Origin of the sequence: Pseudomonas sp. PS01298 (genome assembly GCF_029959745.1) — a bacterium.
Taxonomy (GTDB): Bacteria; Pseudomonadota; Gammaproteobacteria; order Pseudomonadales; family Pseudomonadaceae; genus Aquipseudomonas; species Aquipseudomonas aylmerensis.
This window is the reverse complement of record NZ_JASCPP010000067.1, coordinates 24061-38309: the sequence shown is the minus strand read 5'-3', so window position 1 is coordinate 38309 and position 14249 is coordinate 24061. Positions and strand designations below refer to the sequence as shown.

Annotated in this window: 15 protein-coding genes; 4 read left to right on the top strand and 11 right to left on the bottom strand. The window is 62.4% G+C overall.

The features are described from left to right. Positions 1-106: 106 nt before the first annotated feature. Complete coding sequence (locus tag QMX97_RS21155) at positions 107-1432, bottom strand: C4-dicarboxylate transporter DctA (RefSeq protein ID WP_177343961.1); 1326 nt, start codon at positions 1430-1432, stop codon at positions 107-109. Between the two features lie 217 nt (positions 1433-1649). On the opposite strand from QMX97_RS21155, the gene QMX97_RS21150 reads away from it, so the two are divergent. Then, entirely contained in the window at positions 1650-2279 is a 630-nt protein-coding gene (locus QMX97_RS21150) for a DNA-3-methyladenine glycosylase I (protein ID WP_282397544.1), read from the top strand. A gap of 54 nt (positions 2280-2333) precedes the next feature. On the opposite strand, the gene QMX97_RS21145 is transcribed toward QMX97_RS21150, so the two are convergent. From QMX97_RS21145 to QMX97_RS21135, 3 genes are all read right to left on the bottom strand, one after another. After that, the gene (locus tag QMX97_RS21145; protein WP_065907916.1) at positions 2334-2735 is read right to left on the bottom strand and encodes a cupin domain-containing protein; all 402 of its coding nucleotides are present in this window, start codon (positions 2733-2735) and stop codon (positions 2334-2336) included. A gap of 96 nt (positions 2736-2831) precedes the next feature. After that, positions 2832-3113, bottom strand: coding sequence for an antibiotic biosynthesis monooxygenase family protein (locus QMX97_RS21140; protein ID WP_065907918.1), 282 nt, complete (start codon positions 3111-3113; stop codon positions 2832-2834). A gap of 84 nt (positions 3114-3197) precedes the next feature. Next, complete coding sequence (locus QMX97_RS21135) at positions 3198-4631, bottom strand: PLP-dependent aminotransferase family protein (RefSeq protein ID WP_282397543.1); 1434 nt, start codon at positions 4629-4631, stop codon at positions 3198-3200. 155 nt (positions 4632-4786) lie between these two features. Here QMX97_RS21135 and QMX97_RS21130 point away from each other — a divergent pair, with 155 nt between their 5' ends. After that, entirely contained in the window at positions 4787-5230 is a 444-nt protein-coding gene (locus QMX97_RS21130) for a carboxymuconolactone decarboxylase family protein (RefSeq protein WP_213552988.1), read from the top strand. On the opposite strand, the gene QMX97_RS21125 is transcribed toward QMX97_RS21130, so the two are convergent. The 7 genes from QMX97_RS21125 to QMX97_RS21095 all read right to left on the bottom strand — a co-directional run bounded on the left by QMX97_RS21125 (position 5231) and on the right by QMX97_RS21095 (position 10723). Next, a complete protein-coding gene (locus QMX97_RS21125; RefSeq protein WP_003190816.1) occupies positions 5231-5998 on the bottom strand; it encodes an SDR family oxidoreductase in 768 nt (255 codons plus the stop codon). A gap of 22 nt (positions 5999-6020) precedes the next feature. After that, on the bottom strand, positions 6021-7088 hold the full coding sequence (locus tag QMX97_RS21120) for a phosphotransferase family protein (protein ID WP_106803634.1): 1068 nt from the start codon (positions 7086-7088) through the stop codon (positions 6021-6023). Positions 7089-7217: 129 nt separating this feature from the next. Then, positions 7218-8171 (bottom strand): 2-hydroxyacid dehydrogenase, encoded by a 954-nt coding sequence (locus QMX97_RS21115; RefSeq protein ID WP_065907927.1) that lies wholly within the window; start codon positions 8169-8171, stop codon positions 7218-7220. Between the two features lie 109 nt (positions 8172-8280). Further along, positions 8281-8805, bottom strand: coding sequence for a cysteine hydrolase family protein (locus QMX97_RS21110; protein WP_120448809.1), 525 nt, complete (start codon positions 8803-8805; stop codon positions 8281-8283). A gap of 182 nt (positions 8806-8987) precedes the next feature. After that, positions 8988-9581 carry a TetR/AcrR family transcriptional regulator gene (locus QMX97_RS21105; RefSeq protein WP_282397542.1) on the bottom strand — a complete coding sequence of 198 codons (594 nt, stop codon included), beginning with the start codon at positions 9579-9581 and terminating at the stop codon, positions 8988-8990. Positions 9582-9733: 152 nt separating this feature from the next. Next, positions 9734-10168, bottom strand: a complete 435-nt coding sequence (locus QMX97_RS21100) for a hypothetical protein (RefSeq protein WP_201144888.1) — start codon at positions 10166-10168, stop codon at positions 9734-9736. A gap of 54 nt (positions 10169-10222) precedes the next feature. Further along, the gene (locus QMX97_RS21095) at positions 10223-10723 is read right to left on the bottom strand and encodes a DUF4822 domain-containing protein (RefSeq protein WP_282397541.1); all 501 of its coding nucleotides are present in this window, start codon (positions 10721-10723) and stop codon (positions 10223-10225) included. Positions 10724-11174: 451 nt separating this feature from the next. On the opposite strand from QMX97_RS21095, the gene QMX97_RS21090 reads away from it, so the two are divergent. Both QMX97_RS21090 and QMX97_RS21085 read left to right on the top strand, forming a co-directional pair. After that, entirely contained in the window at positions 11175-12452 is a 1278-nt protein-coding gene (locus QMX97_RS21090; protein ID WP_065907935.1) for a serine/threonine transporter, read from the top strand. A 120-nt stretch (positions 12453-12572) separates the two neighbouring features. Further along, entirely contained in the window at positions 12573-14237 is a 1665-nt protein-coding gene (locus tag QMX97_RS21085) for a SulP family inorganic anion transporter (RefSeq protein ID WP_282397540.1), read from the top strand. The last annotated feature ends 12 nt before the right edge of the window (positions 14238-14249 follow it).

Sequence of the window (14249 nt, the reverse complement as noted above, 5' to 3'; positions counted from 1 at the left end):
GGCTTGCTCGCGAATGCGGTTATTCAGTCAATACATCTGTGACTGACCCAGCGCTTTCGCGAGCAAGCCCGCTCCCACATTTGAACGGTGCCGCTCATGAAACCGGTCAGAACTCCTGGTGCGCGGGCAGTACCGGCTTCTTGGCCTGGAAGGCATAGCCTTGCTGGCCGTCGAGCACTTTGTTCGCGCGCTGGATATCGATGTCTTTTTCCCAACGGGCAATGGCCACGGTGGCGACGCAGTTGCCGATCAGGTTGGTCAGTGCGCGGCCGATGCCCATGAACCAGTCCACCGCCAGCACCAGCACCAGGCCGACCACCGGAATCGCCGGGATCGCCGTCAGCGTCGCAGCGAGGATTACCAGCGCAGAGCCGGGGATGCCGTGGGCGCCCTTGGAGGTGATCAGCGACACCAGCAGGATAGTCAGCAAGTCGGTCATCGACAGCGGCGTGCCGGTGGCGTTGGCGATAAACACGATGGCCAGGGTCAGGTAGATCGAGAAACCGTCGAGGTTGAACGAGTACCCGGTCGGAATCACCAGGCCCACGGTGGAGCTGCCGATGCCCAGGTGTTCGAGCTTGCGCATGATCTGTGGCAGCACGGCGTCGGAGGAGGCGGTGCCCATCACGATCAGCAGCTCTTCGCGCAGGTACTTGAGCAGCGGCAGCATGCGCAGGCCCGACAGGCGCATGACCAGGCCGAGGATCACGGCGACGAAGGCAAAGCACGTCAGGTAGAACAGGCCGACCAGGCTGCCCAGGTGTTGCAGGGAATCCAGGCCGTAGGTGCTGGTGGTGAAGGCGATCGCGCCGAATACGCCGATGGGGGCCAGGCGCACGATCATGCCCATGATGCGGAAGATGATATGGCTCAGCTCGTTGATCAGCCGCGAGATGCCGGAAGCGGCTTCGCCAACCAGGTTCAGGGCGCTGCCGAACAACACCGAGAACAGCAGCACCTGCAGCACATTGTTGTCTGCGAAGGCGCCGATCACCGAGTTGGGGATCAGGTCCATCAGGAATTGGCTGGTGCCACGGATATGCTGGCCCTTGTCCGCCAGTTCATTGAGGCCGGCGGAGGACAACTGCTCCAGGTGGATATTGGCGCCGGTGCCGATCCCGGTGCTGAAGGCCATGATCAGGCCGATCACCAACGCGACGGTGGTGAGGACTTCAAAGTAGATCACCGACTTGAGGCCGATGCGCCCGACTTTCTTCAAGTCGCCGGCACCGGAAATACCGCTGACCACCACGCAGAATACGATCAGGCCAATCAGCATTTTGATCAGCTTGATAAAGCCGTCACCCAGGGGTTTGAGTTGCGAGGAGAATTCGGGAAGGGCCAGGCCGCAGATTATGCCTAGAGCCAGGCCAATCACGACTTGCAGGAAAATCGAACGCGAGCACCATCTGAGCATGGGAGGGATCTCTATTCGGTGCCCTGGTGGTTCCAGGGCTTAATTGTTGTGGTCATACCGGTAAGTCCAGTGCGCGGCCAGTCTACGCCGGGTTTTTTTGAAATAACAAGTCATTCTTGGACGGTTGACAAGTCCCGGTCTGACCAGTTGGTCGCCAACACCGATGCTTGAGCGGTTGGCGGAGGGGAATTTTTTTCGCTTATCATCCGCCGCTTGGCTTTGGAGGTGATGGATGGATAAACCCGGACTGACCACGGATGCAACCGGGCAGACCCACTGCAGTTGGCGCACGGCTGCGCCGCAGTACCCGCGTTACCACGACCATGAGTGGGGCGTGCCGGTGGCGGATGACATCCAGCTGTATGAAAAAATCTGCCTGGAAGGCTTTCAGGCGGGCATGGCCTGGATCACCATCCTGCGCAAGCGCGAGCAGTTTCGCGTGGCATTCGAAGGCTTTGATTTTCGCCGGGTGGCGCAGTATGGCGAGGCCGATATCGAGCGACTGATGCAGGACCCAGGCATCGTGCGCAATCGCGCGAAGATCGTCTCGACCATCAACAATGCGCGCAGGGCGTGTGAACTGGTCGACGAGACCGGTTCGCTGGCGCGCTGGTTGTGGGCGTTCGAGCCCGACGAGACGGAGCGTCCGGCCGTGGTCGACATGGCGTACTGGACCGGCAACCCGACTTCACCGGCATCGGTGCGTTTGTCCAAGGCGTTGAAGAAGCGCGGCTGGACCTTCGTCGGGCCGACCACGATGTACGCGCTGATGCAGGCGATGGGCATGGTCAACGACCACCTCGAAGGCTGCGCGTGCCGGCCCCGGATCGACGACCTGCGCCGCCAGTTCAAACGCCCCTGAACCCGGCTGAACCTGGAGGCGCCGGCTCGCCAGCGCCTGCAGTGGCGGGGAGGATTATTGCTTCAGCGGCGTCAGCACCTCGGCCTTGTCATCCAGCACCATCACCACCAGCAGCTTGGCCGGCTGGGTCTGGCTGGCATTGCTCGATTCAAAGTGCCGCGAGCCGGCCGGCTCGTAGAACGACTCGCCGACCTTGTAGGTCACGGCCTTCTCATCATTCACCCGCGAGGTGATCGCGCCTTCCAGCACGTAGGCCACGGCGGTGCCGGTGTGGCTATGCGGCACGGTGGCCTGGCCGGGGGCGTAGTCGACGGTGAGCATGATGGTTTTCTTGCCGGGCACATTGGTCAGGGCGTGCTCCTGCAGCACCTTGATCGATTCCTGGTTGTACACGGGTTCATGGGCGAAGGCGCTGAAGGAGGCGAGCATCAGGGTGGTGGCGAGCAGTCGTTTCATGGCGAAGTTTCCGAGAAGTTCGAGACCTCTTCACCCTACGCCGCGTGCCCCGGGCGACCAATGACCAATCCTGGCAAAGGCCAGGAGACCAATCGCTCAATGGTCGAAGTGCAGGCGGCTGGCCAGTTGTTCAGCGGTGAGCGCGATAAAGCCTTGCAGGGCGGGCAGCTCGAAGTGCGCCAAGAGCTGCGCAGCACACGCCCAGCGGCCCTTGACGGTCCACAGGTCGGGGTCTTGCTGGCTGCGTTGTACGGCATAGTCGAGGCAACCGGGGGCGCTGCGCACGGCTTCGGCGATCTGCCCCAGGCGCTGGCCCAGTTGCGTCGAGCGCCCGGCAGCCGCGCGGACATGAACAGTGTTGAAGGCGCATTCGGTCATGGCGAGGGTCTCCAGAGTCTGGGGGAGTGCACAGGCTAGAGCCTGGTTGCGCCAGCACCAATGTCCAATCCGGCGGAAAAGCCGTTAGCCAATCTGCTGGAGAATGTCGCGCACCTTGTCCAGTGCCGGGTCGATGTCCAGCGTCTCGATCGCCCCAAAACCGATGATCAGGCCCGGGCGTACCGGCGCGTCGTGGAAGAACACGTCGAGCGGGTACAGGCCCACTTCCACCTGGCGCGCCAACTGCATCAGCAGCGCAATATTCACCGGCACTTTGCACAGCGCCGCCATGTGGAACCCGGCCACGGTCGGCACCGCTTCGAACCACGGCGACAGGTCGCCCGCCAGGCGTTGCAGGATGCGTTCGCGGCGCCCGGCGTACACCGTGTGGCAGCGGCGAATGTGCTTGAGCAGGTAGCCTTCGCTGATGAACTTGGCCAGCGCCCACTGGGGCAGGGTCGAGCTGTGCTGGTCGGTCAATTGCTTGGCCTTGAGCACCGCGCCGTAGATCGCCGGTGGCAGCACCGCATAACCCAGGCGCAGCTCCGGCAACAGGGTTTTCGAGAAGGTCCCGACGTAAGTCACCAGGCCACGGGTGTCCATGCTCTGCAGCGAATCGGTGGGCCGGCCTTCGTAGCGGAATTCGCTGTCGTAGTCGTCCTCGATGATGATCGCGCCCAGTTCCAGCGCCCGTGCCAACAAGGCTTCCCGGCGCGGCAGGCTCATGGGCATGCCCAGTGGGAATTGGTGCGACGGCGTGACGTAGATCAGCCGCGTGCCGGCCGGGATCTGCTCGACCTGAATCCCCTGCGCATCCACCGGCACACTCGCGACGTTCGCGCCCATGGCCATGAACAACTGGCGCGCGGGGCTGTAGCCGGGGTCTTCCATGGCGACAATGCTGCCCGGCTCCAGCACCACCCGCGCGATCAGGTCCAGGGCCTGCTGCGCGCCATTGGTGACGATGATGTCGGTGTCACGGCAGTTGACCCCGCGTGAAAACGCAATGTGCCCGGCGATGGCACTGCGCAGTGCCGGCAAGCCTTCGGGCTGGCTGTAGAACCCACTGTTCTGTGCGATGCGCCGCAGCGCGTCCTGGGTGCAACGTCGCCATTCATCCTGCGGGAACTGATGGCGGCTGGTGGCGCCGCCGATAAATTCGTAGCGTAAGGTGCTGTCGCGCGTGGGGTGGCGCATGGGCGAGGGTAGCGCCTGCCAGGTCGCCAGGTTGGCAGCGCAGGCCAGGTCGGCGCCGGTTTGCAGGCGTTCGGTCTGTGGCGCGCGGGCGTTGACGAAGGTGCCACGGCCGGTCTTGCCGACCAGCAGGCCTTCGTAGGTCAGGGTCGCGTAGGTGTCCGAGACGGTCTTGCGGGACACGCCCAACTGTTCGGCGAGCAAGCGGCTGGGCGGCAATTGCGCACCGGCGGCCAGGCGTCCGGAACCGATGGCTTCACGCAACTGCTGGTACAACTGTTCGGCCAGATCCTTGCGGCCGTGGATCACGATGTGCAGTTCCATGTTTCACCCAGGAGCATTCAATCTGCGCCAAGACTACTCGCTCGCGAGGCGCGCTCAAAATGGTCTCTGCGTAAACCACCGGATTGGCTATAGGGCTTATGCCTTAAGGGCTCTAGGCTAGGTTGTGATTGCATTCGCTGCCTGAGAGCCACCCCATGGAACCTCGTCTGGATTACTACACCGCCTCGCCGCAAGCGCTCAAGGGCATGCTCGTGCTGGAGGCAGCGATCTTTGGCCTGTCCATCGAACAGTCGTTGCTGGAGCTGATCAAGATTCGCGTCTCGCAGCTCAACCACTGTGGGTTTTGCACCGACATGCATTCAATGGCGGCGCGTCAGCGCGGTGAGACTGAGCGACGTCTGTTTGCCCTGTGCGTGTGGCGCGATTCGCCGTTTTTCACGGCGCGGGAGAAGGCCGCGTTGGCCTGGAGCGAGTCGGTGGCGTCGCTGCCGACCTCCAGCGTTTCAGATGAGCTGTTCGCGGCAGTGCGTGTGGAATTCAGCGAGCAGGAACTGGTGGACCTGACCATGGCGGTGTCCAGCATCAGTGGCTGGAACCGCCTGGCGGTGAGTTTTCGGCAGCAACCGCCGAATGCTTGATCAGGACAGGAAACCGCCGTCCACATTCAGCGACACGCCGGTGGTGTAGCTGGAGGCATCGCTGGCCAGGTACAGCACCGCGCCGGCCATTTCGCTGGGGGCCGCCACGCGCTTGAGCGGGATCTGCGCCAGGGCCATCTTCAGGATCGAATCGTTTTTCACCAGCGCCGAGGCGAACTTGGTGTCGGTCAAGCCCGGCAGCAGGGCGTTGCAGCGAATGCCGAACGCCGCGCACTCCTTGGCGAACACCTTGGTCATGTTGATCACGGCGGCCTTGGTCACCGAGTAGATGCCCTGGAACACGCCCGGCGAAATGCCGTTGATCGACGCCACGTTGATGATGCTGCCGCCACCGTTTTCGCGCATCAGCTTGCCGGCTTCCACCGACATGAAGAAGTAGCCGCGAATGTTCACGTCGACGGTCTTCTGGAACGCGCCGAGGTCGGTGTCCAGCACGTTGCAGAACTGTGGGTTGGTGGCGGCGTTGTTTACCAGGATATCCAGGCGCCCGAACTGCTCGCGAATGCCGGCGAAGACCTGGGTGATCTGCTCCATTTCACCGATGTGGCAGGCAATGGCCGTGGCCTTGCCGCCGTCGGCGATGATCGCGTCCGCCACGTGTTGGCAGCCCTCCAGCTTGCGGCTGGAGACGATCACGTGGGCGCCTTGCTGGGCCAGCAACTTGGCGATGGCCTCACCGATGCCACGGCTGGCGCCGGACACAAAAGCGATCTTGCCGTCGAGGTCGAACAGGTTGGTCTTGGACATGGGGATTCCTTGTTATGTGCAATCAGAGCGCGGATTTGCCGATGACATTCAGGCTCATCTGCTCCAGCAGCTTGTTCATGTGGATGAACTGCGCAAAGCGTTTGTCCTGGGTCTGGCCATGGAAGAAGCGGTAGTAGATCTGCTGCACGATGCCGGCCAGGCGGAACAGGCCGTAGGTGTAGTAGAAATCGAAATTGTCGATCTGGATCCCGGCGCGTTCAGCGTAGTAATCGACGAACTCGCGGCGGGTAAGCATGCCGGGGGCATTGCTCGGCTGGCGGCGCATCAGTTGCACGGGCGCCGGGTCGCCGGCCTCGATCCAGTAGGCGAGGGTGTTGCCCAGGTCCATCAGCGGGTCGCCGAGGGTGGTCAGTTCCCAGTCCAGAACGCCGATGATCTGCATCGGGTTATGAGGGTCGAGGATCACGTTATCGAAGCGGTAGTCGTTGTGCACGATGCTCGAGGTCGGGTGGTCGGCCGGCATCTTGTCGTTGAGCCAGGCGCGGACTTTTTCCCAGCTCGGCGCGTCGGGGGTCAGGGCTTTTTCGTAGCGGTCGCTCCAGCCACGGATCTGCCGCTCGACGTAGCCTTCGGGTTTGCCGAGGTCGGCCAGACCACAGGCGTTGTAGTCGACCTGGTGGAGTTCGACGAACTTGTCGATAAAACTCTTGCACAGTGCCTCGGTCCTGGTCGCGTCCAGGCCCAGTTCGGCTGGCAGGTCGGAGCGCAGGATGATGCCGTTGACGCGCTCCATCACGTAGAACTCGGCACCGATCACCGCCTCGTCGGTGCAATGCACATAAGCCTTGGGGCAATACGGGAAGCCATCTTTGAGCTGGTTGAGAATGCGGTATTCGCGGCCCATGTCATGGGCGGACTTGGCTTTGTGGCCAAACGGTGGACGGCGCAGCACGAATTCCTGGCCGGGGTATTCCAGCAGGTAGGTCAGGTTCGACGCACCACCCGGAAACTGGCTGATCGTGGGCGTGCCACTCAGGCCCGGGATATGGGCCTTGAGGTAGGGATCGATCAGGCTGGCATCAAGTTCTTCGCCTGGGCGAATCTGGGTCGATTGGTCGTTCAGCGCCATGCTTATCCCTTCTGCTTATTCTAAAGGCCTCGGACTATTTCCTAATCTAATGCGCACCACCGCCCAGCGACAAGGTCGGGGCGGCTTAATAGGTTAGCGTGTTGGACGATAATCAGCGTGCCTGATCGGTCATTTTTCGGGCGCTGGCAGGGTCACCGGCGTGAGCACCGGGCGGCCGGCAAAGTATTCCACCAGGTTGTCGGCCACGCGCTGCACGGTGTCGTGGGCGGCTTCGGGCGACAGGCCGGCCACGTGCGAGGTGAGCACGGTATTGCTCAGGCGCTTGAGGGCGTCGGGCACCTTCGGCTCGTCGTCGAACACGTCCAGCGCGGCGCCGCCGATACGGCGTTGCTCAAGGGCCGCGACCAGGTCGGCGGTGACCACCACGCTGCCGCGGCCGATATTCACCAGGTAACCGTTGGGGCCCAGGGCGTCGAGGGCATTGCGGTCGATCAGGTGGCGAGTGCTGGCGCCGCCGGGCGTGGCCAGGATCAGGAAGTCCGAGTTGCGCGCCAGCTCCACTGCGGTGGCGCAGTAGGTGTAGTCGACATCATCGCGCGGCTGGCGGTTGTGGTAACTCACTTCCATGCCGAAACCCAGGGCTGCGCGCTTGGCGATTTCCAGGCCTACGGCGCCGAGCCCGAGAATCCCCAGTTGCTTGCCACCCAGGGACGGGCGCATCACCTTGGGCCACTCGCTGCGCCGCACCGCCGCATCGGTCTGCGGGATGCCGCGTACCAGCGACAGCAGCAGCGCCATGGCGTGGTCGGCCACCGACGGCGCGTTGACCCCGGCGCCGTTGGTCACCACGATGCCGCGGTTGCTCGCGGCCTGCAGGTCCACGTGTTCGTAGCCGGCGCCGATCACGCAGATGATCTCCAGCAGCGGCAGGGCGGCGATTTCCTCGGCATACAACCCCAGTGGGCCGCGCGTCAGCACCGCCTTGATCTGTCCGCCATGGGCCTTGATGGCCTGGGCACGTTCGGCCGGCGTCGGCGCGAGGATCACATGAAAGTCATTGCTCTCGATGATTTGCAGGTATTCGTTGATGGTTTCAACCAGGACCAGAACAGTGGTGGTCATCGGAACGCTCTTCCTGAAGGGTTTGAAGGGACGAGTATGCGCGATTTGTAAGTAATATCGTTTCGCCGCGTCAGAAAAAATGCAGGGTCGAAGGCGAGCGCGTGCCGGTTCAGAAACTGACCTCGGCCGCTTTCACCCGCTGTACAAAGGCGCCCGCCAGCGTGGCGTTGTGGTGCTCGATAATCGCCTCGGCCTTCAGCGCCGGGGTGTCCATGCAAGTGTGCGCGTCTTCCGGCAGTACCACGCCAAAGCCCAGCTCCACGGCCACCCGGCACGTGGTGTCGATGCAGAATTGGGTTTTCATCCCGGCGATCACCAGTTGCTTGACCTGCGCGGCGTGCAGTTGCTGCGCCAGGTCGGTGCCCAGGAAGCAACTCGGGCGAGTCTTGTCGAAGAGCTGATCGCGGGCCGCATCGACGTCCAGCGCAGGCCACAGCTGCCAGAACGGGCTGCCTGCGGCGATTGGAGAACCCGCCGGACCGGTGTGGCGGGCCACGAAGATCGGCGCGTGGGCCGCGCGTGCGCGCTGGATCAGCTGATTGATGGTGTCCAGCACCCGCTCGCGTTCGAAGGGTTTCTCCGGGCCATCGTACAGGCCGGTTTGCATATCGATGATCAGCAGGGCGTCAGCCATGGTGTTGCTCCTTGTGATTGCCAGGTGGCGGAGCAATAAAAAGGCCCCGTCCATTGCTGGCGGGGCCTTGGGTTGAATCTGCGGATGTTTAGTTCAAGCACCCACAGCCACCGCACGACCCGCCTTGAGCGGTCGTGGTGGTGGTACGGGTGAGGTACTGCGCAATCAGGTTCATGGCCCGATCATGCTGGGACAGGCGCGGGGCTGTCAACGGGCAACAAGGTGTTTCGTACGGCCTCAAGGAATTCGTCCGACAGCTGATTGCCGCGTGTCGCACGGGCGAGAGTGACGGCGCCGATCATCATCGCGTATTTCGCCAGCATCGCCTGGCGATCCTCATCCTGAAGCTGGGCAAAGATCTCCAGCGACTTTTCGACCCCGTCTATGAAAGTGTGCTGCAGCGCTGTGCCGGCGGGCTCGTGGCACATATCCGGGGTGAACGCTGAAATCGGGCAGCCGTCACCCGGGTTGTCGCGGTGGGCCGCCGACAGATAGGGGGCCAGGACTGCCTGGCGCGCCGCTTGCCGATCTTCGCTGGTGCGGATCTTTTCCTGCCAGCCCAGGTTCGCGTGCTCGAAGGCCTGCTGGCAGGCCTCCGTGGCCAAGGCTTCCTTGGACGCGAAGTGGCCGTAGAAGCCGCCGTGGGTCAGGCCGGCCGCGGCCATCACATCCGACAGGGTGATGCCGTGCAACCCCCGCTCACGAAACAGGTGCGTGGCGGCCTCGACGATGATTTCACGGTTGAGTTCGGCTTGTTTGCGGGAAACGCGAGGCATGGCGGGGCTCACAGGAAGAATGGCGGGTGCTGTATGAAAACTACAGCAACGGGCGTCATTCTAAAATAGATTTGTGCGGGAATGTATTAGTCCCCAGAGGTCGCACGTGTTGCGCCCCTGGCCGCATTCGGGGCGCAGCAGCGCTCAGGCGATCACTGCGGGGCGCTGCGTCGCGCCTTGTCCTGCTCGGCTTGTGCGATGGGCATGAAATTGTAGGTGGGGAAAAATTCCGTGGTGTACACCCCCCACGCGCTGTTTTCGATTGCCAGGTTGACCTCTGCCAGGCGCGAGGCCGGCAGGCGCAGCACGACGACCTGGCCGATGCCCATGGTGATGTTCCAGCTCAGCACCTCCACCCCGGCGGGTGGGAATACGGCGTGAAACGCTTGTTTGGCCAGTTGCGTCTTCAGCTCGCCCAGAGGGCGCGACTGATCGTGTTTAAGAAACACGGTCAACATGACCGCGTTATCGGCAGTGATGGCCGTATTTTTTTCTGGCGGCGCGGCAACGGTCGCTGCAGCGGGCAACAGCGCGGCGGCCAGCAGAGCAGGTATTAACAGCAAACGAAGAGGGTTGCGTCTATTCATGGTCGGGCACCTTGTTCTTTGTTGTTTGGAAGAGTGCTAAACATCAATGTTTAATTAATTCGACATGGCTGTCTTGAGCGGGCCTTTATACGTAGCGTGTACTACGTAAATGCGTACGGGAGGTTGTGTGGGGATCATGTCGCGCGGAACTTCGCGAGAGTAAGTGAATTCGCTGTTATCAAGTTTCTCCAGGCGCCTGACGATGGTTCGATTCGGGCCGAGGTCCGGGATCAGGATATGCGTCTTGCGGTCGCCCGTGACCATGAAGTATCCGCCGCCGCCATCGGCATGCTTTGAGCGGCCGGTGTCGGTGTAGAAGAACTCATAGCGATTGCGCAGTGGATCCCACATGGATAGGCCGACGACGCCGGGGTAGTTGGCCTTGACGTCCTTGTCCGGCTCGCCTTCGATATAGACTTTGGTGGTTAGCCATTGCGGCGAAGACGCCAGCGCGTGAATGTCCGCTTCAGGTAACACATGTTCTGTGGCACTGGCGTGCGGGATGAGAAAATAGCTGAGTAACAGGCTGGTAAATACAGCATTAAGTCTTCGCATGGTCGAACTCCTGTTGTTTTAAATGAGCGGTGTTGTTGTTTTTCTTCGGGTCGGCTGCGGGCGATATTAGTTTCAAGTTTGGCGGTGACTCAATGGCTGTGTAGGCTTATGTAACAATTGTCGTGGTGGTGTGCTTATTATTTTATTTAGATAGTCGTTAGTGTCTGATTGAGTTGTAGGTAGGTTCTCTAAATACATCGAGTCCAGTTAATACGCCAGGACTTGGCTGCATTCACGAATAGCACGCTGCAATCGCTCGAAACGGTTTCAGTATTCCCGGCAACCATCGCCCAGGGCGGCCCTGGAGCGGCTGCACCGGCAAACCGTTCCTCAGCTAAGTCTTTGCTTATTCAAGAGAATCCCGGACAATCACGCCCCTTCTATGGTCGGGGCGCTGCCTGTCAGGTTTTTCTGACTCGTCCCGGCTATGTAAATGCGGAGATCCGACCGGATGAATGATCAGGCCAATAGCGTCGACGAACGCTATGCAACGACACCTGCAACCCTCACAAGCTGGAGCCGCCAGGACACCACCTGGATGCTTGGCCTGTTCGGCACCGCCATTGGCGCCGGTACCTTGTTCCTGCCGATCAATGCCGGCCTGGGCGGCTTCTGGCCCCTGGTGATCCTGGCGGTGCTGGCCTTCCCGATGACGTTCTTTGCCCACCGTGGCCTGACCCGTTTCGTATTGTCCGGCCGCGAAGGCTCCGACATCACCGACGTGGTCGAGGAGCACTTCGGCATCCGCGCCGGTGCGCTGATCACCTTGCTGTACTTCTTCGCAATCTTCCCGATCCTGCTGATCTACAGCGTGGCGCTGACCAACACCGTCGGCAGCTTCATGGAGCATCAACTGCATATCATGCCGCCGCCACGCGCGATCCTGTCGTTGGTGCTGATCCTCGGCTTGCTGGCTGTGGTGCGGTGCGGCGAGCAGGTAATCGTCAAGGCCATGAGCCTGATGGTGTACCCGTTTATCGTCGCCTTGCTGTTCCTGGCGGTGTACCTGATCCCTCACTGGACGGGCGGCATCCTCAGCACCGCCAGTGTGGTGCCGGCGCCGTCCGCGCTGCTCAATACGCTGTGGCTGGCAATCCCGGTGATGGTGTTTTCGTTCAACCACTCGCCGATCATCTCGGCCTTCGCGGTGGACCAGAAGCGCCAGTACGGTGCCCACGCCGATGAGCGCAGCTCGCAGATCCTGTCCCGCGCGCACCTGTTGATGGTGGTGATGGTGCTGTTCTTCGTGTTCAGCTGCGTGCTGACCCTGTCGCCGGCGCAACTGGCCGAAGCGAAAGCGCAGAACCTGTCGATCCTGTCGTACCTGGCCAACCACTTCAACAACCCGACCATCGAGTTCGCCGCGCCGTTGATCGCGTTCGTGGCGATTGCCAAGTCGTTCCTCGGTCACTACATCGGTGCCAGCGAAGGCCTCAAGGGCCTGGTGCTCAAGAGCGGCCGGCGCCCGGCTGCGAAGACCCTGGACCGCATCACCGCCGCGTTCATGCTGGTGGTGTGCTGGATCGTCGCCACGCTCAACCCGAGCATCCTCGGCATGATCGAGACCCTGGGCGGCCCGATCATCGCGTCGATCCTGTTCCTGATGCCGATGTACGCGATCCGCAAGGTACCGGCGATGGCCAAGTACCGTGGGCAGGCGTCCAACGTGTTTGTCACGGCGGTCGGCCTGGTGGCGATTACCGCGTTGATTTACTCGCTGCTGTCCTGACCGCGGGACTCACGCCAAAAAGCCGATTCGCGCAGGCCGCGAATCGGCTTTTTTTTGCGCTCGAAAAACCTCAATGCAGGCTAAGCTGACGCACCTCATTTGCCAGGATGGTCGGGCCGCTTGAACACTGAACCTGCTACTCCCGTGGCTGCGCCGCCCACCCGTACCCAGGACCTGCTCGCCGGCTTATCGATTGCCGGCCTGCTGCTGCCGGAAGCCGTGGCCTATTCGAGCATCGCCGCGCTGCCGCCCCAGGCCGGGGTGATTGCCTTGTTCGCCGGCCTGGTGTGCTACGGCCTGTTCGGCACCAGCCGTTTTGCGATTGTCTCGGCCACCTCGTCTTCGGCGGCGGTGTTGGCGGCCGCAACGTCCAGCCTGGCCGCAGATGACCCGGCCCTGCGGCTGTCCCTGGCGTTCGGGCTGGTGCTGGTCACCGGGGTGTTTTTCCTGCTGGCCGGGCTGTTCAAACTCGGCGGCGTCACCTCGTTTATCGCCAAGCCGGTGTTACGTGGCTTTGCCTTCGGCCTGGCGCTGACCATCATCCTCAAGCAGTTGGCGAGTGTGGTAGGCGTGCACTTGACCGATAACAACCTGGTCCGCTTCCTGCCGCAATTGCTCGAGCAACTGCCACAGTGGAACTGGCCGGCGGCCATGGTGGCCGGGGTGGCGTTGCTGCTGCTCTGGGTGTGTGCACGCATGCCGCGCGTGCCTGGCGGGCTGGTGGTCGTGGTGCTTGGCATCGCGGCCGGGCAATACCTGAACCTGCAGGCCCACGGCGTGGCCTTGATCGGCATGATCGACCTGCGCCTGGAGCTGGGGCATTTGCCGGTGTTGCCGTTCGCCGACTGGCTACGCCTGGGGGAATTGGCGTTTGCGCTGGTGATGATCCTGTACGCCGAGTCCTACGGTTCCATCAGCTCATTCGCCCTCAAGCATGGCGACCGGGTGTCATCCAACCGTGATCTGCTCGCGCTCGGTGCGGCCAACCTGGTGTCCGGGCTGTTCCACGGCATGCCGGCGGGAGCCGGTTACTCGGCGACTTCGGCCAACGAGGCGGCCGGTGCCTACTCGCGCTTGGCGGGAATCTTCGCCGCGCTGGTGATCCTGGTGATTGTGCTGACGGTGTTGCCGTATGTCGCGCTCACCCCGGAGCCGGTGCTGGCGGCCGTTGTCATCTATGCCTTGGGCCGAGGCTTGAGCCTGCAACCCCTGGGGCGTTATTTCATTTGGCGGCGCGATCGGCTGCTGGTGGTCTGCGCGGTGGCGGCCGTGCTGGTGCTCGGCGTGCTGGATGGCTTGCTGGTGTCGGTTGCAATCAGCGTGATGCTGATGTTGCGCCAGATGTCCTCAGCCGACCTGCAGGTGCTCGGGCGCCTGGGCAACAGCCACGACTTTGTCGATCGCCTGCACCATCCCGATGCCGTTGCAGTGCCCGGGGTATTGATCGTGCGGCCCAGTGAGGCGCTGTTTTTCGCGAATGCCGAGCGCATCCTGGGCGCGGCGTTGCGCTTGATGCGTCAGTCTCCGGTCGACGCAGTGGTGCTGAGCCTGGAAGAGTCGCCGGACCTTGATGGCACCAGTATCGAAGCACTGGCAGGTTTTTTTGCCCAGGTGCGCGGGGAGGGTAAGCGCCTGGTGCTGGCCCGTGTGCGGCATGACGCCCGCGAGGTGCTGCAGGGACTGCCCGAGGCGTTGGCGCCGCAGGTGCTGCTCAGCGGCCTGAGCGTCGACGGCGCGGTGCAACTGGCGCTGGAGGCCAGCACAAGCTTGAAGCTTGAGGCTTGAGGCTTGCAAAAA

Excerpts from the sequence above, each read along its gene's own strand:
- QMX97_RS21150 (WP_282397544.1), top strand. The coding sequence starts at position 1,650 with ATGGATAAACCCGGACTGACCACGGATGCAACCGGGCAGACCCACTGC.
- QMX97_RS21145 (WP_065907916.1), bottom strand. The coding sequence starts at position 2,735 with ATGAAACGACTGCTCGCCACCACCCTGATGCTCGCCTCCTTCAGCGCC.
- QMX97_RS21140 (WP_065907918.1), bottom strand. The coding sequence starts at position 3,113 with ATGACCGAATGCGCCTTCAACACTGTTCATGTCCGCGCGGCTGCCGGG.
- QMX97_RS21135 (WP_282397543.1), bottom strand. The coding sequence starts at position 4,631 with ATGGAACTGCACATCGTGATCCACGGCCGCAAGGATCTGGCCGAACAG.
- QMX97_RS21130 (WP_213552988.1), top strand. The coding sequence starts at position 4,787 with ATGGAACCTCGTCTGGATTACTACACCGCCTCGCCGCAAGCGCTCAAG.
- QMX97_RS21125 (WP_003190816.1), bottom strand. The coding sequence starts at position 5,998 with ATGTCCAAGACCAACCTGTTCGACCTCGACGGCAAGATCGCTTTTGTG.
- QMX97_RS21120 (WP_106803634.1), bottom strand. The coding sequence starts at position 7,088 with ATGGCGCTGAACGACCAATCGACCCAGATTCGCCCAGGCGAAGAACTT.
- QMX97_RS21115 (WP_065907927.1), bottom strand. The coding sequence starts at position 8,171 with ATGACCACCACTGTTCTGGTCCTGGTTGAAACCATCAACGAATACCTG.
- QMX97_RS21110 (WP_120448809.1), bottom strand. The coding sequence starts at position 8,805 with ATGGCTGACGCCCTGCTGATCATCGATATGCAAACCGGCCTGTACGAT.
- QMX97_RS21105 (WP_282397542.1), bottom strand. The coding sequence starts at position 9,581 with ATGCCTCGCGTTTCCCGCAAACAAGCCGAACTCAACCGTGAAATCATC.
- QMX97_RS21100 (WP_201144888.1), bottom strand. The coding sequence starts at position 10,168 with ATGAATAGACGCAACCCTCTTCGTTTGCTGTTAATACCTGCTCTGCTG.
- QMX97_RS21095 (WP_282397541.1), bottom strand. The coding sequence starts at position 10,723 with ATGCGAAGACTTAATGCTGTATTTACCAGCCTGTTACTCAGCTATTTT.
- QMX97_RS21090 (WP_065907935.1), top strand. The coding sequence starts at position 11,175 with ATGAATGATCAGGCCAATAGCGTCGACGAACGCTATGCAACGACACCT.